This is a genomic window from Nonomuraea spiralis (assembly GCF_014648435.1).
Classification (GTDB): Bacteria; Actinomycetota; Actinomycetes; order Streptosporangiales; family Streptosporangiaceae; genus Nonomuraea; species Nonomuraea spiralis.
The window spans coordinates 34,073-52,415 of record NZ_BMRC01000027.1 but is presented as its reverse complement, the minus strand read 5'-3'; the positions used below and the strand labels follow the sequence as shown (position 1 = coordinate 52,415).

Sequence of the window (18,343 nt, the reverse complement as noted above, 5' to 3'; positions counted from 1 at the left end):
CTAGGACGGCGTCCCGGAGATCAAGGGCCGCCCCTGGCGCGGGCATGAGGGCGTCGTCTCGCGTGGCGGACTACGGGCGGCGTCATCGCCGTGCGCAGACTAGGCTTGTCAGGCACGCCAACCGACCGACGAGAGAGACCATGAAGACCTTCGAAGAGCTGTTCGCCGAGCTGTCAGACAAGGCGCGTACCAGGCCCGCGGGCTCGGGCACCGTGGCCGCGCTCGACGCCGGCGTGCATGCCATCGGCAAGAAGGTCGTCGAGGAGGCCGCCGAGAGCTGGATGGCCGCCGAGCACGAGTCGAACGACAGGGCGGCGGAGGAGATCTCCCAGCTCCTCTACCACGTGCAGGTGCTCATGATCGCCAAGGGCATCGGGCTCGACGAGGTGTACAAGCATCTCTAGGGCGCGTCCGCGCCCGCCCCGGCGTCCCGTCGACCATGAGTGAGGAAGAAGACCCCAACATGCTGCGTCTGGCAGTACCGAACAAGGGCGCGCTCAGCGAAGCCGCCCAGAACATGCTGAAAGAGGCCGGCTACCGGTCCCGCAGGGACAGCAAGGAGCTCGTCGTCGTCGACGAGGACAACGGCTGTGAGCTGTTCTTCCTGCGTCCCCGCGACATCGCCGTCTACGTCGGGGAGGGCACCCTCGACCTCGGCATCACCGGCCGCGACATGCTGATCGACTCCGGCGCGCCGGTCGAGGAGATCATGCCGCTCGGCTTCGGCGGCTCCACCTTCCGCCTGGCCGCCAGGGCGGGCACGATGTCGTCGGTCAAAGACCTCGACGGGCAGCGCATCGCCACCTCCTACGCGGGCCTGCTCGACAAGTACCTGTCCGACCAGGGCGTCGACGCGCGCGTGATCAAGCTCGACGGCGCGGTCGAGACCGCGATCAGGCTCGGCGTGGCCGACGCGGTCGCCGACGTCGTGGAGACCGGCACCACGCTGCGCAACGTCGGCCTTGAGGTGTTCGGCGACCCGATCATGCGCTCCGAGGGCGTGCTGATCAAGCGCCAGAGTGTGCCGGAGACGCCGGGCATGGGCCAGTTCGTCCGCCGGTTCCAGGGTGTCGTGCACGCCCGCGACTTCGTGATGATGGACTACGACATCCGCGCCGAGCGCATCGAGGAGGCCATCGCCCTCACGCCCGGCATGGAGGGCCCCACGGTCTCGCCGCTCCACCGCGAGGGCTGGGTCGCCGTACGCGCGATGGTCCGGCGCAAGGGTCACCAGCAGGTGATGGACCAGCTCTGGGACATCGGCGCGCGGGCCATCCTGGTCACCGACATCTACGCCTGCCGCCTCTGACAAATGTCACGGTCAACCCCGGAAGGATCGCACTAACGGGGGAAAAGCCGTCCCCGTAGCGTTTGCTGACATGAACGCCATCGTGTTCGACCAGGTCAGCAAGCGCTACGGGGACGTGCTTGCCGTCGACGACCTCTCGCTCGCCATCGAGCCGGGCAAGACCGTGGCCCTGCTCGGCCCCAACGGCGCCGGCAAGTCCACCTCGATCAACATGCTGCTCGGCCTGCTGCGTCCGACCGGCGGCACGATCACCATCCACGGCCGTACGCCCGACCAGGCGGTACGGGCCGGCGAGATGGGCGCGATGCTCCAGAACGGCGCCCTCATCCCCGAGCTGTCCGTCAAGGAGCTCATCGACCTGGTACGCAGGCTCTACCCGAACCCGATGCCGCTGGAGGAGATCCTCAAGCTGGCCGACCTGTCGGACCTGGTCAAGCGGCGCGCGAACAAGCTGTCCGGGGGCCAGAGCCAGCGGGTCAGGTTCGCCCTGGCCATCGCGGGCGCCCCGAAGATCCTGCTGCTCGACGAGCCGACCGCGGCCATGGACGTGGAGTCCAGGCTGCGGTTCTGGGCCAGCATGCACGACTACGCCGCCGGCGGCAGGACCGTGCTGTTCGCCACCCACTACCTGGAGGAGGCCGACGAGCACTCCGACCGGGTGATCGTCATCGCCCGCGGCAGGCTCGCCGCCGACGGCACCGCCGCCGAGATCAAGGCGGGCGTGGGCGGGCAGGTCGTCCGCTTCACGCTGGGCGAGCAGCCCGCGGCCGGGCTCGACCGGCTGCCCGGCGTCACCGCCGTCGAGGTCGCCGCCGGCAGGGCCACGCTGCACACCTCCGACGCCGACGCCACCGTGGCCGCCCTGTTCCGGGCCACCACGCTGGACGTACGCGGCCTCCAGCTCACCGGCGCCGACCTCGAAGACGCCTTCCTCGCGCTCACCAGGGAGTCCTGATGCTCTTCTACGCCAAGACCGAGGCGCTGCGCATGCTGCGCAACCGGCGCTACATCGTCTTCGTCGTGATCTTCCCGGTCGTGCTCTACCTGATCAACGCCAACATCTACGGCAAGCAGACCGACGGGGGCGGCCTGCGGTACAGCGTCGTGCTGATGGTCTCCATGGGCGCCTACGGGGCGCTGGCCTCGTCCATGATGAGCTCGGCGGTCCCGTGGGCGACCGAACGCCAGTCGGGCTGGCTGCGCCAGCTCCAGATCACCCCGCTGCCGAGCTGGATGATCATCGCCACCAAGCTCGGCACCGCGATGTTGCTCGTCCTGCCCTCGCTGCTGCTGGTGGCCGTCGTCGGGGTCGTCCAGCAGGGTGTGTCGATGCCGGCCGGCCAGTGGGTGCCGCTGCTGCTGGCCATGTGGCTGGGGACGATCCCGTTCATCGCGCTCGGTTTGGCCATCGGGTCGCTGCTGTCGGCCGACGCCGCGCAGCCGGCCGCGATGATCAGCATGTTCGCCCTGGCCATCGCGGGCGGCCTGTGGTTCCCGCCGGAGATGTTCGGCGACACCATGAAGACCGTCGCCGACGTCATGCCCTCCTACCACTACGCGAGCCTCGGCTGGAGCATCGTCGCAGGTGACGGCGTGGCCATGACGGACGTTCTGGTCGTGGCCGGGTGGGCGGTCGTCCTGGGCGGGGCTGCCGCCTACCTCTACCGGCGGGCTACTGTTCGGGCATGAGTTTCGCCGAAAAGCTGCACTTCGGTGAGGGTACGACCTCCCCCAGGCGGCGCCTGCTCGGGATGTCCGTCGGCATGGTCTACCTCGTCTTCCCGATCGCCTCCCTCGTCTCGGGGGAGGTCACGGGCGTCCGGGCGGTCTGGGCGGGCGCGGCGCTGTTCGGCTTCATCGCCTTCTTCATCGCCACCGTGGTCAGCGCCAAGAGCTTCGACAGACGCGGGCGCGCCACCTTCCCCCTGCTCGGCGTCACCACGGTGATCGCGCTGGTCAGCTCGTTCGCGTTCGGCGGCGCCTGGCTCACCCTGCCCGTCTACACGGTGGTGCTCTTCGGCTTCACGCTGCCGCCCACCTGGGCGCTGGCGGGCGTGGCGATGAACCTGGTGGTGGTGGTGACGGCCGGGCTGCTGACCGGCGACGACGCGCCCGGCGTCATCGTCCTGGCCCTCCAGGTCGTCACGCTGGGCGTGTTGTTCATCAGCATCCGCAACAGCAGGGTGCTGACGAGGCAGCTGCACGAGGCGCAGGGCGAGGTGGCCCGGCTGGCGGCCACCGAGGAACGGCTGCGCATCGCCCGCGACCTGCACGACCTGCTCGGCCACAGCCTGTCGCTGATCGTGCTGAAGAGCGAGCTGGCCGGCCGGCTGGCGGAGGGGTCGCCGCAGGTGCGGCGGGAGATCGGCGACATCGAGTCGGTCGCCAGGCAGGCGCTGGTGGAGGTGCGCGAGGCGGTCACCGGCTACCGGCAGCGCAGCCTGTCGGAGGAGCTCGACGGCGCCCGGTCGGTGTTGCGGGCGGCGGGCGTGCGGGCCGAGGTACGGGTGTCGGGCACGCCGCTGCCCGACCTGCTCGACGGGCTGTTCGGCTGGGCGGTGCGCGAGGGCGTCACCAACGTCGTCCGGCACGCGCGGGCCGCCGGTTGCGAGATCCAGGTGACGTACGACGGAGAACGCGCCACCCTGGAGATCATGGACGACGGACGCGGCGGCGAGCCGCGGGGAACCGGCAGCGGGCTCAGCGGCCTGCGCGAACGGGTGGCGGGCGCGGGCGGCACGATGGAGGCCGGCAGCGCGCCGAAGGGCGGGTTCCGGCTGCGGGTTCTGGTCCCGGCCGGGGTGGGGACGGCGGCATGATCCGGGTGATGCTGGCCGAGGACCAGGGCATGATCCGCGGGGCGCTGGCCTCGCTGCTGGGCCTGGAGCCCGACATCGAGGTCGTCGGCGAGGCGGCCGACGGGCAGGAGGCGGTCGCCGTCGCGCTCGCCGAGCGCCCCGACATCGCGCTGCTGGACATCGAGATGCCGGTCAAGGACGGGCTGACCGCCGCCGCCGAGATCGCCGGCCAGGTGCCGGGCTGCCGGGTGATGATCCTGACCACGTTCGGGCGGCCCGGCTACCTGCGTACCGCCATGGAGGCCGGGGCGGTGGCGTTCCTGGTCAAGGACAGCCCTGCCAAGGAGCTGGCGGCGGCCATCCGGCGGGTCCAGGCGGGGGAGCGGGTCATCGATCCCGGGCTGGCCGCGGCGGCGCTGAGCGCGGGGCCCAACCCGCTGTCGGCGCGCGAGCGCGACGTGCTGGCCGCCGCCGCCGACGGCTCCACGATCGGGGACATCGCCCGGCGCCTGCACCTGTCGGAGGGCACGGTGCGCAACTACCTGTCCTCGGCCATCCACAAGACGCACGCGCGCAACCGCATCGAGGCCGTACGGCGGGCCAAGGCCCAGGGCTGGGTCTAGCCGGTCCGCGCCCGCCCGCTCAGGTACGGATCGCGGCGATCTGCCGGATCAGGTCCGCCACCCGGACGATGCCCAGGCAGCGGTTGAGCTCGTCGGTGACCACCAGGTCGTCGTAGACGCGGGCCGCGTCCCGGCCGGCGGCCTGCATCGCGGCGATGGCCGGGGTCGTCCTCGGGACCGTGCGCGGCGGGTCGGCCAGGCGCTGGGCGGGTTTGGAGCCGTGCAGGGCGTGGCCGTACCGGGCCGCGAACGACAGCAGGAAACGGCTGCGGTCGAGGCTGCCCTTGGGGCGCTGGTACTCGTCCACCAGGATCACGCTGGTGATCGTCGGCTCGTGCCCGAACGCCGCCACGACCTCCTCCGCCTTCGCCCCGGCGGGCAGCGTCACCGCAGGCAGCAACATCTCCTGCACGCGCGGGCCGAGCATCAGCGTGTCCGGCGACTCGTCGGCCACCGGGAGCGGCACCCGGATCTTGCCGTCGGGGCCGGGGGCCAGCAGCGGGCCGTGGCCCAGGCGTACGCCCAGGCCGCGGGCCACCGCGACCTGCGCCTCGCGTTCGACGCCCGGCGCCAGCACGTGCGCGCCGATCCCGCGGGCCAGCGTCACCACCGCCCGCGCCACGGCCGCCGCCCGGTGGTCGCCGGGCAACCTGTTCACCAGCTCGGCGTCCAGCCCGAGCAGGTACGGCGCGGAGTCGGTGACGGCGTCCAGCGCCGGGCCGCCCGCGCCCACGTCGGCGAAGCCCAGCAGGTAGCCGATCGTGCGCAGGCCGTCGAGGCAGACCTTCAGCAGGGGGCGTTCCGACTCCTGGCACGATCCAGTGAGCATGAGGATCGCCTCCCGCGGATGCCGGCCGGCTCTGCGGAGGGATTCGTGGAGGGGTGCCAGCGCCCCGGCGCCCGAGAGCACCACATGCAGGGGCAGTTCCAGCACCATGGGCAGCGGGGCCGCCCGGAGAGTGCCCGTCGGATCGACGACCGCGGGTTGCGCGATGACGGCCCCGGTGTCGAGATCCACCATGGGGCTGGTGAGCAGGGAGGACACGTTCAGATGATCCGGGTGGCACAGGTGTGGCAGAAGCCCCTCGAAACGAAGTTCACCGACATTTCCGCTATAGTTCCCCACTTACCGTGAGGGGAATGCCGTTCGGTTACCCTTCCGGCATGAGCGCGCGTCCGGCCAGAGGCGGCGGCCGGTGGGTCACGGTGCCGCCGGAGCGCGTGCATCCCTGGATCGACGGGTTCGCCGGCCGTCACGGGCCCTTCGAGGCCGCCGGCGACGACCGCGTGGTGCGCCTGACCGCCGCCGACGGCGCGCTGGCCGAGCTGCACGTGCCGTTCCCGCCCATGACCCCCGGCCCGCCGCACGTGACCAGGCTGGTCACGCACGCTCAGGCCGCGCGGCGGGTGGGGGTCCTGCTGGTCCGGCTCGGAGGGTACGCGGCCGGCGTGTTCCACGGCGCCGAGCTGGTGGACTCCAAGGTCGGGTCCCGGCTGGTGCAGGGGCGTACCGCGGCCGGCGGGTGGTCCCAGCAGCGTTTCGCCAGGAGGCGGCAGAAGCAGGCGGCCCAGGCGTTCGACAGCGCGGCGGACACGGCGGTGCGGGTGCTCGTGCCGCGGCTGGGGGAGCTGGAGGCGGTGGTGCTCGGCGGCGACCGGCGGGCGGTCGACGCGCTGCGCGGCGACCGGCGGCTCGCGCCGGTGTTCGCGCTGGAGAGCGAGCCGTTCCTGGTGGTGCCCGACCCGCGGCTCGCGGTGTTGCGTGACGCGCCCGCCCGGTTCCGGGCCGTACGGGTGCGCGTGGTCGATCCGTCCTGACGCCGGGACCGTGCTCAGGAGGCCGTCAGCCGGCCGGGGCGAAGGCGGCCGCGTGGTCGGCGAGGAAGTCGGCCAGGGTGTGCGGCGGGCGGCCGGTCACCTCCTCGACGGTCGTGGTGATCTCCGCCCAGCCGGTCTCGCCCAGGGTCGCGTGGGCGGTGGCCAGTTCGGTGGCGAACGGCTCGGGGACACCCTGTCCGGCCAGCCGCGCGGCCATCTCGGGCACCGGCAGGTCGACGTAGGCGATGGGACGCCCGAGCACCGAGGTCATCGTCGCGGCGATCTCCTCGTGCGTGGGCGACTCCGGACCGGTCAGCAGGTACGACTCCGACGCCCCCACCGGACGGGTCAGCAGGGCGGCGGCGACCGCGGCGATGTCCCTGGCGTCGATGTAGTTCATCCCGCCGCCGCCCCACGCGCCGTGGAAGCGGTCGCCGCCGCGCAGGTCGCCGATGAGGTTCTGCATGAAGCCGGTCGGCTGGAGTATCGCGTGCGGCACGCCCGAGGCCCGCAGGTGCTCGTCGATCTCGCCGTGGGGACCGGCGCTGAGCGAGGCGCCCGGGGCGGCGTCGCGTACCGACACCGAGACGATCTGCGCCACGCCCGCCTTCGCGGCCCGGTCGATCACCTCGTTGAGCCTGCCGGCCCAGCCGGGGAACGGCGAGCTGTTGAGGAACAGACGGTCGCCGGGGGACAGCAGCCCGCCGATCGTCTCCGGGCTGGTGAAGTCGCCGACGGCGTGCCGTACGCCCATGTCGGCGGGCTTGCGCGAGACGGCGAGCACGTCCTGGCCGTGGAGCCGGGCGACCAGGGCCCGCCCGATGGAGCCGGTCGCGCCGGTGATGACGATCATGATGGCCTCCTAAGTGGAATCTCATCCTCCGCTTGTCGGGACGGTACACTAAGCGGAAACCGTTCGTCCACTTAGGAGGTCGCAGGGTGCGCGCGGATGCCAGAAGGAACCTGGTCAAGATCCTCGACGCGGCCGCCCAGGTGATGGCCGAGCGCGGGGTCAACGCGCCCATGGAGCTCATGGCGCGCCGGGCGGGTGTCGGCGTCGGCACGCTCTACCGCCGTTTCCCCGACCGGGACGCGCTGATCTCGGCGCTCGGCGAGCACTACGTCCAGTCGCTGGCCGACGCCCTGGAGGAGGCCACCGCAGGCGAGCGGGACGCCTGGAACGCGCTGCGCGGGTTCGTCCTGTGGGCCGCCGCGCCCGGCCGTGTCGCGCTGGCCGCCGTCCTGGCCCACGTGCCGCAGGAGGCCGTCGCGGGCACGGCGGAGTTCGCCGAGAGCAAGGAACGCTGGCTCGGCCTGCTCGACGGGCTCGTCCGCCGGGCCCAGGCCGAGGGCGGCATGCGTACGGACGTGACCCGCGAGGACGTCGTCAGCCTGCTCAATGTCTTCACCTGCCACCCCTCCGGGCTGCCCGACCCGGTGGCCGCCCGCCCGGAGAAGTATCTGCACCTCATGCTCGACGGAATGGCCGCCCACGCCGCCACCCCGCTCCCGGGCGACCGCCTCTGAGGCCCTGGAACGCACCACCCGCCCCGCCCTGCCCGAAGGGCACCTGGAGCCCCATAACCAGAGGTAGCGCCTGGCACAGGGGCCCTACACTGATCTGTATGCATACTCCCGATTGACCGGCGTCGCACGCCCAATCCTCGTTTCCTAGCTCGGGAGTGTCCGCCAACATGATCATCGCCAGTGACATCGAGCTGCGCGCGGGCGCGCGCCTGCTCATCGAGAACGCCTCCTTCCGGGTCAACCCCGGCGACAAGATAGGTCTGGTCGGCCGTAACGGCGCGGGCAAGACCACGCTCACCAAGGTGCTCGCGGGTGAGGCGCTGCCCGCCATGGGCTCCGTCACCTCCTCCGGCAGCATCGGCTACCTGCCCCAGGATCCGCGTACGGGCGACCTTCAGGTCCTGGCCCGTGACCGCATCCTGTCCGCGCGCGGCCTCGACGAGGTCCTGCGCAAGCTGCGCGAGGCCGAGGCCGGCATGTCCTCGGCCGACGAGCGCACCCGCGAGAAGGCCGTCAGGCAGTACGGCAGGCTCGAGGACCAGATGCACGTGCTCGGCGGTTACGCGGCCGAGTCCGAGGCCGCCTCCATCGCCTCCAGCCTCGGCCTGCCCGACCGGGTCCTCGGGCAGACGTTGCAAACGCTTTCCGGCGGCCAGCGGCGCCGCGTGGAATTGGCGCGAATTCTTTTCAGCGGAGCGGAAACTCTCCTTCTGGACGAGCCGACAAACCACCTAGATGCGGACTCAATCGGGTGGCTTCGTGATTTTTTGCGCTCTCATCAAGGTGGCTTGGTGATCATCAGTCACGATGTCGGCCTTCTTGAAGCCACGGTCAACAAGGTCCTCCACCTCGACGCCAACCGCTCGGTGATCGACCACTACAACGTCGGCTGGAAGGCCTACCTGGCCCAGCGCGAGACCGACGAGAAGCGCAGGAAGCGCGAGCGGGCCAACGCCGAGAAGCAGGCGGGCGCGCTGCTCGCCCAGGCCGACAAGATGCGCGCCAAGGCCACCAAGGCCAAGGCGGCCCAGGACATGATGCGCCGCGCCCACCGGCTGCTGGCCGGCACCGAGGAGGAGCGCCAGAGCGACAAGGTGGCCCGCCTGCGCTTCCCCGAGCCCCTGCCCTGCGGCCGTACCCCGCTCATGGCCGAGGGCCTGTCGAAGTCCTACGGCTCCCTGGAGGTGTTCACGGACGTCAACGTGGCCATCGACCGAGGTCACAGGGTCGTCATCCTCGGCCTCAACGGCGCGGGCAAGACCACGCTGCTGCGCATACTCGGCGGCATCGAGTCCCCCGACACCGGCGACCTCAAGCCCGGCCACGGCCTGAAGGTCGGTTATTACGCCCAGGAGCACGAGACCCTCGACCCTTCTCGTACGCTCCTGGAGAACATGCGTTCGGCGGGCGGGGAGTTCACCGACACCGAGTTGCGCAAGGTCCTCGGCTCGTTCCTGTTCTCCGGGGACGACGTCGACAAGCCCGCCGGAGTCCTGTCCGGCGGCGAGAAGACCCGGCTGGCGCTGGCCATCCTGGTGCTCTCCAGTGCCAATGTCCTCCTGCTCGACGAGCCCACGAACAACCTCGATCCGGTCAGCCGCGAGCAGGTTCTCAACGCTCTGAGGTCGTATTCAGGAGCAATCGTCCTCGTCACCCATGACGAGGGTGCCGTTGACGCCTTGTCACCGGATAGGGTGATCTTGCTACCTGACGGAACTGAAGACGCGTGGAGCGACGAATTTTCCGATCTTGTGGCACTTGCCTGATCTTAATTTGAGTGGGTACGGATCTTTTCCCGTGGAGTAGGTAGCCGATCCCGCTGAAATGACTGATCATGGCGGAGTAACGCTGCGGAAGTCCGGCACTACAGGAGGTACTCGTGGCCGAGACACTGAAGAAGGGCACCCGGGTCACCGGGGCCGACCGGGAAAAACTGGCCGGCGATCTCAAGAAGCGCTACGCGCAGGGCGAGAGCATCCGCGCCCTGGCCGCTTCGACCGGTCGGTCTTACGGGTTCATCCACCGCATCCTTAGCGAGTCCGGAGTGACTCTGCGCGGGCGCGGCGGGGCGACTCGAGGCAAGTCCAAGCGCTGACGGCCGCCTCGGAACGTGCGACCGCAGCCGCCCGTCCCTAGTCAGCCGCTGTCGCGCCCGAGCCAGAATCATATTCTGTAAGCTCGGGCGCGACGGTCAGCCTTGGTGGCGCACCCCGTGCGCGACCGGACACAGGGAGCAGGCGATGGCGGAAGCACAGGCGCGACAGCGCGGGGGGAACGCGGAGGACGTCTCTGCCGAAAGACTGGCGGAGATCGGGCTTCGCCACGAGGTGGACGGTGAGATCGCGACGATCACGCTGGACCGGCCGGAAAAGCGCAACGCACAGACGTTCGCGACATGGTCGGCACTGGCTCGCATCGGCGAGAACCTGCCCGAGCAGGTGCGCGTCGTCGTCGTGAAAGGTGAGGGACCGTCCTTCTCAGCGGGAATCGACCTACGGATGTTTACACCGGAGGGAGTGCCCGGACAAGGCTCGTTCAGCTCGGCCGCCACAACCGACGGCGAGACCTTCGAGCAGCGCGTACGCCAGGCCCAGGACGGGTTCCTGTGGCTGCGCCGCCCGGAGATCGTCTCCATCGCCGCCGTGCACGGGCACGCGATCGGCGCGGGGTTCCAGCTCGCGCTCGCCTGTGACCTGCGCATCGTGGCCGACGACGTCACCTTCTGCATGAAAGAGCCCGCACTGGGCCTGGTCCCGGATCTGACGGGGACCAAACCACTGGTGGAGCTGGTCGGACTGGCCAAGGCGATCGACATCTGCCTGACCGCCAGGAACGTGTACGCCGACGAGGCCATGCGCATCGGCCTCGCGGAGCAGGTGGTCGCCCGTGGCGACCTGGGCAAGGCCGTACAGGACAAGATCGCGGAGCTGCTGTCGACGAATCGGGACGCGGCGGTGGCGACGAAGCGCCTCCTCCAGGGGGCGCGGGCGCGCACCCTGGAGGAGCAGAGTGCGGCCGAAGGGGCCGAGCAGGCCAAGCGCATCAAAGCGCTGTTCGGTTCGCGGTAGGTCCGGTCGGGGGCCGGGTCTCAAGGGCGCCAGGGTACGTTCTGGTGTGTTCTGGTTCGCCGTGAGCTGATTGTGGAATCGCCCGGTGTCCTCGTGGCGCTGACTCCGGGGGAGGAGGAGGTATCCCCCGATGGCGATGATGGGAGGGGGCTTCGGCCCTCATGTCTGGACGTCGCTGCGCCGTGACGACTCGGTGACCAAGCAGCGCATCGCGCCGGGCACGGTCCGGCGCATAGCCCGGCACGCGCGTCCGCACACCAGGAAGATCGTGGCGTTCCTGCTGCTCGTGGTGGCGGGGGCGGTGATCGTGGTCGCCAACCCGCTGCTGATGAAGGCGATCATCGACGACGGCATCCTGACCGGGCGCACGGGCGTCGTGATCGGGCTGGCCGTGGCCATCGCCGCGCTCGCCGTCCTCGACGCAGCCCTGACGCTGGCGCAGCGCTGGTTCTCTTCGCGTATCGGCGAGGGGCTCATCTACGACCTGCGCACCGAGGTGTTCGACCACGTGCAGCGCATGCCGGTGGCCTTCTTCATGCGGGCGCAGACCGGCGCGCTGGTCAGCAGGCTCAACAGCGACGTCATCGGCGCCCAGCGGGCGCTGACCAGCACGCTGTCGTCCGTGGTGTCCAACGTGGTCAGCCTGGTCCTGGTGCTGGGCGCGATGCTGGCACTGTCGTGGCAGGTGACGCTGGTCGCGCTGGTGCTGCTGCCGATCTTCGTCGTGCCCGCCAAGTACGTCGGCCGGCGCATGTCCGCGCTGACCCGCGAGCAGATGCAGCTCGACGCCGAGATGAGCTCGGTCACCACCGAGCGCTTCAACGTGGCCGGAGCCATGGTCGCCAAGCTCTACGGCCGTCCCGAGGACGACGCGGCCACCTACTCCGCCCGCGCCGCCCGCGTCCGCGACGTCGGCGTGACCGTCGGCATGTACGGCACCGTGTTCCGGGTCGCGCTCGGCCTGGTCGCCGCCCTGGCCACCGCGCTGGTCTACGGCATCGGCGGCGTGCTGGCCGTGGACGGCGTCTTCGAGCTGGGCACCCTGGTGGCCCTCACCGCCCTCCTGATGCGCCTGTACGGCCCGCTGACGTCCCTGTCGAACGTGCACGTGGACGTGATGACGGCGCTGGTCAGCTTCGACCGCGTCTTCGAGATCCTCGACCTCCGGCCGATGGTGGCCCAGCGGCCCGGCGCGCGGCCGGTGCCCGAGGGGCCGGTCACCATCGAGTTCGACGACGTGCGCTTCCGCTACCCGTCCGCCGAGGAGGTCTCCCTCGCCTCGCTGGAGTCGGTGGCCCGGCAGGACTCCGGCGGCCCCTCGCAGGAAGTGCTCAAGGGTGTGTCCTTCACCGCCCGGCCCGGCGAGATGATCGCCCTGGTCGGCCACTCCGGCGCGGGCAAGACCACGATCACCTCCCTGGTCTCACGCCTCTACGACGTCGACGCGGGCGCCGTCCGGATCAACGGGCTCGACGTGCGCGAGGCCACGCTCGACTCGCTGCGCGACACCGTGGGCGTCGTGATGCAGGACGCCCACCTCTTCCACGACACGATCGGGGCCAACCTCCGCTACGCCAGGCCCGGCGCGAGCGATGAGGAGATCTGGGAGGCGCTGCGGGCCGCGCAGATCGGCGACCTGGTCGAGGGGCTGCCCGACGGGCTCGACACCGTCGTCGGCGACCGCGGCTACCGGCTGTCCGGCGGCGAGAAGCAGCGGCTCGCGCTGGCCAGGCTGCTGCTGAAGGCGCCGCGCGTGGTCGTGCTCGACGAGGCCACCGCGCACCTCGACTCCGAGTCCGAGGCGGCGGTGCAGCTCGCGCTCAAGACGGCGTTGCTGGGCCGTACGTCGCTGGTCATCGCCCACCGGCTGTCCACGATCAGGGAGGCCGACGAGATCCTGGTCGTGCACGACGGGCGCGTGGCCGAGCGTGGTCGGCACGAGGAGCTGCTGGAGCACGACGGCCACTACGCCGAGCTCTACCGCACCCAGTTCAGGTCGGGAGGTAGCCCAGCCGGGTGAGCTCCTGCCGGGCGACCTTCTCCACCAGCTCCAGGTCCGCGGGCCTGAGCCGGGAGCGCCAGACGCCGACCTCGGGGGCGCGGGCGCCGTACAGCGCGACCTTGGACACGCGCGTCTCCAGGAAGCCGGTGAGCGCGGAGACCGTCTCGGCCGGCTTGGCCGCCAGGTCCTCGTAGCGGACGGTGAGAAGCTGCTGCTCGGGCAGCTCGCGGCGCAGCTCGGCGCTCAGCCGTACGGCGCTGCGCCAGCGCAGCGCCGCCTTGCCCGCCGTGGGCATGCCCTTCCAGCGCTCGAAGTGCTCGTCCTTGTTGACGCCGAGGAAGGCGTTGGGGAACTCGGTGATCTCGGACAACATCGCGGGCTTGAACCAGGCCAGGCACGCCGGGTCGGCGAGCATGCCGGCGACGGCGTCCCTGCCGTCCCTGATGAGCTGGACGAACCGGGCGTCGGGGAACGCCTGGAGCAGCACGGGCGCGCTGTAGAGCAGGTCGGGGCTGCCGTCGCCGAAGCGTGTCACCTCGTCCGCCGCCACGCACGGCCCGTTGCCCGTCACGCCGCCCGCCTCCCGGCACGGCTCGGCGCACTGGCCGCACGAACGCGGGGTGACCTGCCACGACTCGGCCAGCGCGTCACGCAGCACGCGGACCGCGCCGGACGTACGGCTGATGGTGGGTTTGCGGGCGAAGGCGTACACGACGTGGGTCACGCTCGCGCGGCCCGTCGTGACGTGGAAGCCGGGCGACCGTTTCAGGGCGCGGGCCAGCAGGTCCGCGCCGGAATGCGGGGCGCCGAGCAGGAAGACGGGCCTGCGGACCTTGATGCCGTTGACCACGAGGATGTGGGGCGGAAGTCGCATACTGGACCACAAGTGTGACACCGTTTGGCAGGAGAACGAGCCAAGCCGGGCTTCGGTGCTCACCGCGGCCCTGCGCTCCCCGGCGTCCAGGAGTTGAGCGATGCAGCAAGGTGACACCGTCGCGATCGTCATGCCGTCGGGGCCGCCCCGCGCCGACCAGCTCGGGCGGGGCGTCGAGCGACTGGCGGCCCTGGGGCTGAAGGTGCTGGTCGGGACGCACGCGCTCGACCGTCAGGGGCTCGACTACCTGGCCGGCGAGGACGCCGCCCGCGCCGCCGACCTCCAGGCCGCCTGGTGCGACCCGGCCGTCTCGGTGGTCTTCTGCGGCCGGGGCGGCTACGGCGCGGCCCGGCTGCTCGACCTGCTCGACTGGGACGCCATGCGCGCGGCCCGGCCGAAGGTGCTCATCGGCTCCAGCGACATCACGGCGCTGCACAACGCCTTCGCGATCGAGCTGGGCGTGCCGACGCTGCACGGTCCGATGCCGGCCTGCGACCTCATGGCCGCCGAGCAGGGCCCCGAGCCGCTGACGTGGGAGAGCCTGCGGGCGGCGCTGGCCGGGGAGAGCACGATCGTGCGGGGCGACCGGGTGTTGTCGCCCGGACGGGCCGAGGGCGTGCTCACCGGGGGCAACCTGTCGCTGCTGGCCTCGATGTGCGGCACCCGCCACCAGCCCTCGTTCGACGGCAAGCTGGTGCTGCTGGAGGACATCGGGGAGGAGCCGTACCGGATCGACCGCATGTTGACGCAGTTGTTGCAGGCGGGGGCGTTCGCGGGGGTACGGGGGATCGCGCTGGGGTCGTGGGTGGACTGCGGCGATCCGTACCCGGTGCTGGCGGACCGGCTGGCGCCGCTCGGGGTGCCCGTGGTGGCCGGGCTTCCGGTGGGGCACGGGTCACCACAGATGAGTGTGTGGCTGGGCGAGCTTGGGGTTATCGATACCGAATCGTGCTCACTGGCTGGTCCGTTCCGCGACGGTGAGCAGGCAAGGTAGGAAGACACGCAAAGGGACGAATCCGGCAGAGGGGACACGGTGGCGTGAGTTTCTTCAGGCGTGACCGGGAGCCCCCTCGCCGGCCGATCGAGGACGTCGACCTCGACTCCCTGCTCGGCCTCGTCGCGGACTCCCTGGGGTTCGTGTGCGAGTTCGCCCGCGACGGCGCGTCCCTGACCCTGCGCGGCGACGGGGTCACCGCGATGGTCGTGAAGCTGACCGGGCTGCGCCGCGAGGCCGGACGGCGGGCCAGGGAGGACTGGCCGGTGCTGGTCTCCGAGCACCTCGCGCACGCCCTTGCCACCGCCGACGAACGCTACGACGCCTGCGACCTCGACCAGGCCGGCCCCCTGCTGCGCACCCGGGTGGAGTCGGTCGACGAGGTCGCCGACCTGACCCGGGTGGTGGGCCGGCACCTCAACGCCGACCTGGTGGAGCTGCTGACCATCGGCACCCGGCTGGTACGGCCCGAGGAGGCCGGCTGCTGGCCCGTGCCGACGGCGCGGGCGCTCGACCTGGCCGTCGCGAACGTCCGGCGCGAGGAACGGCTGCGGACCGAGAACATCGAGCTGGGCGGCACGCCGGTGACCCGGCTGACCGGCCGGGGGCCCTCGGCCGCCACGCATCTGCGCTGGCTCGGCGACTACCGCCCGGTGCCCGCCGACGGCGTGCTGGCGGTGCTGCCGGATCCGTACACGGTGCTGGTGCACCCGGTGGACGGGATCGGCGTGGTGCGGGCCATCGAGCGGCTGCGGGTGCACGCGGCCCGTACGGGCGGGCTCAGCCCGCAGGTCTACTGGTGGCACGCGGGGCGGTTGACCCTGATCAAGGCCGACATCGTGTTGCAGCGAGGGCAGACCAGGCTCGTGGTGGCGCCGCCGCCCGAGTTCGCCCGCATCCTGGCCCGCCTGGCCGTCTGACCCGGCGGCGGGTGTCCCCCGTGGTGGGGGACCTCCCGAGCCTGGTGACCCGGGAGGTCCGGCCCGTTACGGGGCCTCGTGTCCTACGTAGTCCCGCAGGTGCACGGCGGTGAGCGAGGTTCCCTCGGCGACGAGCCGTTCCGGGGTGCCGGTGAACACCACCTGGCCGCCGTCGTGGCCGGCGCCGGGACCGAGGTCGATGATCCAGTCGGCGTGGGCCATCACCGCCTGGTGGTGCTCGATGACGATGACGGTGTTGCCGTCGTCCACGAGCCGGTCGAGCAGGCCCAGCAACTGGTCCACGTCGGCCAGGTGCAGGCCGGTGGTGGGCTCGTCCAGCACGTACGTGGTGCCGTTCTTGGCCATGTGGATGGCCAGCTTGAGCCGCTGGCGCTCGCCGCCCGACAGCGTGGTGAGCGGCTGACCGAGCCCGAGGTAGCCCAGGCCGACCGAGTCGAGGCGGTCGAGGATCGTCCTGGCCTGGCCGGTGGTGAAGAACTCGCGCGCCTCGGCCACCGGCATCTCCAGGACCTCGCTGATGTTCTTGCCGCGCAGCCGGTACGTCAGCACCTCCGGCGTGAACCGCCGGCCTTCGCACGCCTCGCACACCGACGCCACGTCGGCCATCATCGCCAGCTCGGTGTAGATCAGGCCGATGCCCTTGCACGCCGGGCAGGCGCCCTCGGAGTTCGCGCTGAACAGGGCCGGCTTGACCCCGTTGGCCTTGGCGAACGCCGTACGGATGGGGTCGAGCACGCCCGTGTACGTGGCCGGGTTGCTGCGCCTGGACCCGCGGATCGGCGACTGGTCGGCGACCACGACGCCCTCGCGGCCGGAGACGTACCCGTGGATGAGGGAGCTCTTGCCCGAGCCGGCCACGCCGGTGACGACGGTGAGCACGCCGAGCGGGATGTCCACGTCCACGCCGCGCAGGTTGTGCAGGGTGGCGCCGCGGACCTCCAGGTGGCCCTTGGCCGCGCGGGCGCCGGTGCGCAGCGCGGCCCGGTGGCCGAGGTAGCGGCCGGTCAGGGTGCCGGAGCCGCGCAGCCCGTCGAGGTCGCCGGCGTAGCAGACGCGGCCGCCCGCGGTGCCCGCGCCGGGGCCGAGGTCCACGACGTGGTCGGCGATCTCGATCACCTCGGGCTTGTGCTCGACCACGAGCACGGTGTTGCCCTTGTCGCGGAGCTGGAGCAGCAGGTTGTTCATCCGCTGGATGTCGTGCGGGTGCAGCCCGGCGGTCGGCTCGTCGAAGACGTAGGTGACGTCGGTCAGGCTGGAGGTCAGGTGGCGCACCATCTTCACGCGCTGGGCCTCGCCGCCGGACAGCGTGCCGGACTCGCGGTCCAGGCTCAGGTAGCCGAGGCCGATCTCGACCAGCGACTCCAGCGTGTCGCGCAGCCCCTGGAGCACCGGGCCGACGCTCGGGTCGTCGACGCCCTTGACGAACTCGGCCAGGTCGTTGATCTGCATGGCCGAGCAGTCGGCGATGTTGCGGCCGGCGATGAGGGAGGAGCGGGCGGCCTCGTTCAGCCGGGAGCCGCCGCAGGCGGTGCAGCCGGTCAGCTTGAGCGCGCGGTCGGCGAAGGCCCGCGCCTGCGTCTGCATCGACTCGCGGTCCTTGGCCAGGAACTGCCGCTTGACCTTGGTGACGAGTCCTTCGTAGGTGAAGTTGTTGGAGCCGTACTTGATCTTCGTGGCGGGCTTGTCGAGGAGGTCCTCCCATTGCTGGGGGGTGAAGTCGCGGAGTTTGGTGTCGGGGTCGTACAGGCCGGAGCCGGCCATGATCTGCCAGTACCAGGTGTCGACCGCGAAGCCGGGGACCTTGATCGCGCCCTCGTTCAGGGTCTTGTCCCGGTCGACCAGCTCGTCGATGTCGATGCCGGCGACCTTGCCGAGCCCCTCGCACTCGGGGCACATGCCCTCGGCGCGGTTGAAGCTGAACGCGAACGGCGGCCCGACCTGCGGCGAGCCGATCCGGCTGAACATGATCCGCAACATCGTGTACGTGTCCGTCGCGGTGCCCACGGTCGAGCGGGCGTTGGCCCCCATCCGCTCCTGGTCCACGATGATCGCCGCGCTCAGGTTCCGCAGCGAGTCGACGTCGGGACGGGCGAGGCTCGGCATGAAGTTCTGGACGAACGTGGTGTAGGTCTCGTCGATCAGCCGCCTGGACTCGGCCGCGATCGTGTCGAAGACGAGCGAGGACTTCCCTGAGCCGGACACGCCGGTGAACACGCTGAGGCGGCGTTTGGGCAGGTCGAGGTCGACGCCGGTCAGGTTGTTCTCGCGGGCGCCGCGTACCTGGATGACGTCGTGGCTGTCGGCGGCGGTGTGATCGGAGGAGCGGGCGCGGACGTCGCCCGTCTGAGCGCTGAAGGCCACGGAATCCCTTCTTTTCACATCAAATGGA

18 protein-coding genes are annotated in these 18,343 nt (G+C 71.1%); 14 read left to right on the top strand and 4 right to left on the bottom strand.

Going from position 1 to position 18,343, the window contains the following annotated elements:
* Positions 1-140: 140 nt before the first annotated feature.
* The 6 genes from IEZ27_RS42115 (at position 141) to IEZ27_RS42090 (ending at position 4,730) form a co-directional block, all read left to right on the top strand.
* The gene (locus IEZ27_RS42115) at positions 141-404 is read left to right on the top strand and encodes a phosphoribosyl-ATP diphosphatase (protein ID WP_189652386.1); all 264 of its coding nucleotides are present in this window, start codon (positions 141-143) and stop codon (positions 402-404) included.
* A 59-nt stretch (positions 405-463) separates the two neighbouring features.
* Positions 464-1,309 (top strand): ATP phosphoribosyltransferase, encoded by an 846-nt coding sequence (gene hisG, locus IEZ27_RS42110; RefSeq protein ID WP_185845034.1) that lies wholly within the window; start codon positions 464-466, stop codon positions 1,307-1,309.
* A gap of 70 nt (positions 1,310-1,379) precedes the next feature.
* Positions 1,380-2,264, top strand: a complete 885-nt coding sequence (locus tag IEZ27_RS42105) for an ABC transporter ATP-binding protein (protein ID WP_189652385.1) — start codon at positions 1,380-1,382, stop codon at positions 2,262-2,264.
* A complete protein-coding gene (locus IEZ27_RS42100; RefSeq protein ID WP_189652384.1) occupies positions 2,264-2,998 on the top strand; it encodes an ABC transporter permease in 735 nt (244 codons plus the stop codon). Before IEZ27_RS42105 ends, IEZ27_RS42100 begins: the two co-directional genes overlap by 1 nt.
* Positions 2,995-4,128, top strand: a complete 1,134-nt coding sequence (locus IEZ27_RS42095; RefSeq protein ID WP_189652383.1) for a sensor histidine kinase — start codon at positions 2,995-2,997, stop codon at positions 4,126-4,128. The genes IEZ27_RS42100 and IEZ27_RS42095 overlap by 4 nt, the downstream gene beginning before the upstream one ends.
* Positions 4,125-4,730, top strand: a complete 606-nt coding sequence (locus IEZ27_RS42090; protein ID WP_189652382.1) for a response regulator transcription factor — start codon at positions 4,125-4,127, stop codon at positions 4,728-4,730. The genes IEZ27_RS42095 and IEZ27_RS42090 overlap by 4 nt, the downstream gene beginning before the upstream one ends.
* Positions 4,731-4,749: 19 nt before the next feature.
* Here the strand turns inward: IEZ27_RS42090 and IEZ27_RS42085 are convergent, their stop codons facing one another.
* Entirely contained in the window at positions 4,750-5,775 is a 1,026-nt protein-coding gene (locus IEZ27_RS42085) for an EAL domain-containing protein (protein ID WP_229824820.1), read from the bottom strand.
* A gap of 119 nt (positions 5,776-5,894) precedes the next feature.
* Between IEZ27_RS42085 and IEZ27_RS42080 the strand changes: the two genes are divergently transcribed.
* The gene (locus IEZ27_RS42080; RefSeq protein ID WP_189652381.1) at positions 5,895-6,548 is read left to right on the top strand and encodes an acVLRF1 family peptidyl-tRNA hydrolase; all 654 of its coding nucleotides are present in this window, start codon (positions 5,895-5,897) and stop codon (positions 6,546-6,548) included.
* 25 nt (positions 6,549-6,573) lie between these two features.
* Here IEZ27_RS42080 and IEZ27_RS42075 read toward each other — a convergent pair whose 3' ends face one another.
* Positions 6,574-7,401 (bottom strand): NAD(P)H-binding protein, encoded by an 828-nt coding sequence (locus IEZ27_RS42075; RefSeq protein WP_189652380.1) that lies wholly within the window; start codon positions 7,399-7,401, stop codon positions 6,574-6,576.
* A gap of 86 nt (positions 7,402-7,487) precedes the next feature.
* Between IEZ27_RS42075 and IEZ27_RS42070 the strand changes: the two genes are divergently transcribed.
* From IEZ27_RS42070 to IEZ27_RS42050, 5 genes are all read left to right on the top strand, one after another.
* Positions 7,488-8,075, top strand: a complete 588-nt coding sequence (locus tag IEZ27_RS42070) for a TetR/AcrR family transcriptional regulator (protein WP_189652379.1) — start codon at positions 7,488-7,490, stop codon at positions 8,073-8,075.
* A 167-nt stretch (positions 8,076-8,242) separates the two neighbouring features.
* Positions 8,243-9,841 (top strand): ABC-F family ATP-binding cassette domain-containing protein, encoded by a 1,599-nt coding sequence (locus IEZ27_RS42065; RefSeq protein ID WP_189652378.1) that lies wholly within the window; start codon positions 8,243-8,245, stop codon positions 9,839-9,841.
* Between the two features lie 113 nt (positions 9,842-9,954).
* Complete coding sequence (locus IEZ27_RS42060; RefSeq protein WP_125642298.1) at positions 9,955-10,170, top strand: helix-turn-helix domain-containing protein; 216 nt, start codon at positions 9,955-9,957, stop codon at positions 10,168-10,170.
* Positions 10,171-10,315: 145 nt separating this feature from the next.
* The gene (locus tag IEZ27_RS42055) at positions 10,316-11,143 is read left to right on the top strand and encodes an enoyl-CoA hydratase/isomerase family protein (protein WP_125642301.1); all 828 of its coding nucleotides are present in this window, start codon (positions 10,316-10,318) and stop codon (positions 11,141-11,143) included.
* A gap of 130 nt (positions 11,144-11,273) precedes the next feature.
* Positions 11,274-13,163 carry an ABC transporter ATP-binding protein gene (locus IEZ27_RS42050; RefSeq protein WP_189652377.1) on the top strand — a complete coding sequence of 630 codons (1,890 nt, stop codon included), beginning with the start codon at positions 11,274-11,276 and terminating at the stop codon, positions 13,161-13,163.
* Here the strand turns inward: IEZ27_RS42050 and IEZ27_RS42045 are convergent.
* Positions 13,135-14,019, bottom strand: coding sequence for a sulfotransferase family protein (locus IEZ27_RS42045; protein ID WP_189652376.1), 885 nt, complete (start codon positions 14,017-14,019; stop codon positions 13,135-13,137). The two genes, IEZ27_RS42050 and IEZ27_RS42045, sit on opposite strands and share 29 nt — an antisense overlap.
* 100 nt (positions 14,020-14,119) lie before the next feature.
* Here IEZ27_RS42045 and IEZ27_RS42040 point away from each other — a divergent pair, with 100 nt between their 5' ends.
* Both IEZ27_RS42040 and IEZ27_RS42035 read left to right on the top strand, forming a co-directional pair.
* Positions 14,120-15,013, top strand: coding sequence for a S66 peptidase family protein (locus tag IEZ27_RS42040; RefSeq protein WP_189652375.1), 894 nt, complete (start codon positions 14,120-14,122; stop codon positions 15,011-15,013).
* Between the two features lie 44 nt (positions 15,014-15,057).
* Positions 15,058-15,933, top strand: coding sequence for a hypothetical protein (locus IEZ27_RS42035; protein ID WP_189652374.1), 876 nt, complete (start codon positions 15,058-15,060; stop codon positions 15,931-15,933).
* 66 nt (positions 15,934-15,999) lie between these two features.
* On the opposite strand, the gene IEZ27_RS42030 is transcribed toward IEZ27_RS42035, so the two are convergent.
* Positions 16,000-18,315, bottom strand: coding sequence for an ATP-binding cassette domain-containing protein (locus tag IEZ27_RS42030; protein ID WP_189652373.1), 2,316 nt, complete (start codon positions 18,313-18,315; stop codon positions 16,000-16,002).
* Positions 18,316-18,343: the final 28 nt, after the last annotated feature.

Bases quoted from the DNA above. Each gene is read 5' to 3' on its own strand.
- IEZ27_RS42075 (WP_189652380.1), bottom strand. From the start codon at position 7,401: ATGATCGTCATCACCGGCGCGACCGGCTCCATCGGGCGGGCCCTGGTC.
- hisG (WP_185845034.1), top strand. From the start codon at position 464: ATGCTGCGTCTGGCAGTACCGAACAAGGGCGCGCTCAGCGAAGCCGCC.
- IEZ27_RS42080 (WP_189652381.1), top strand. From the start codon at position 5,895: ATGAGCGCGCGTCCGGCCAGAGGCGGCGGCCGGTGGGTCACGGTGCCG.
- IEZ27_RS42100 (WP_189652384.1), top strand. From the start codon at position 2,264: ATGCTCTTCTACGCCAAGACCGAGGCGCTGCGCATGCTGCGCAACCGG.
- IEZ27_RS42095 (WP_189652383.1), top strand. From the start codon at position 2,995: ATGAGTTTCGCCGAAAAGCTGCACTTCGGTGAGGGTACGACCTCCCCC.
- IEZ27_RS42050 (WP_189652377.1), top strand. From the start codon at position 11,274: ATGGCGATGATGGGAGGGGGCTTCGGCCCTCATGTCTGGACGTCGCTG.
- IEZ27_RS42045 (WP_189652376.1), bottom strand. From the start codon at position 14,019: ATGCGACTTCCGCCCCACATCCTCGTGGTCAACGGCATCAAGGTCCGC.
- IEZ27_RS42090 (WP_189652382.1), top strand. From the start codon at position 4,125: ATGATCCGGGTGATGCTGGCCGAGGACCAGGGCATGATCCGCGGGGCG.
- IEZ27_RS42040 (WP_189652375.1), top strand. From the start codon at position 14,120: ATGCAGCAAGGTGACACCGTCGCGATCGTCATGCCGTCGGGGCCGCCC.
- IEZ27_RS42115 (WP_189652386.1), top strand. From the start codon at position 141: ATGAAGACCTTCGAAGAGCTGTTCGCCGAGCTGTCAGACAAGGCGCGT.
- IEZ27_RS42105 (WP_189652385.1), top strand. From the start codon at position 1,380: ATGAACGCCATCGTGTTCGACCAGGTCAGCAAGCGCTACGGGGACGTG.
- IEZ27_RS42065 (WP_189652378.1), top strand. From the start codon at position 8,243: ATGATCATCGCCAGTGACATCGAGCTGCGCGCGGGCGCGCGCCTGCTC.
- IEZ27_RS42055 (WP_125642301.1), top strand. From the start codon at position 10,316: ATGGCGGAAGCACAGGCGCGACAGCGCGGGGGGAACGCGGAGGACGTC.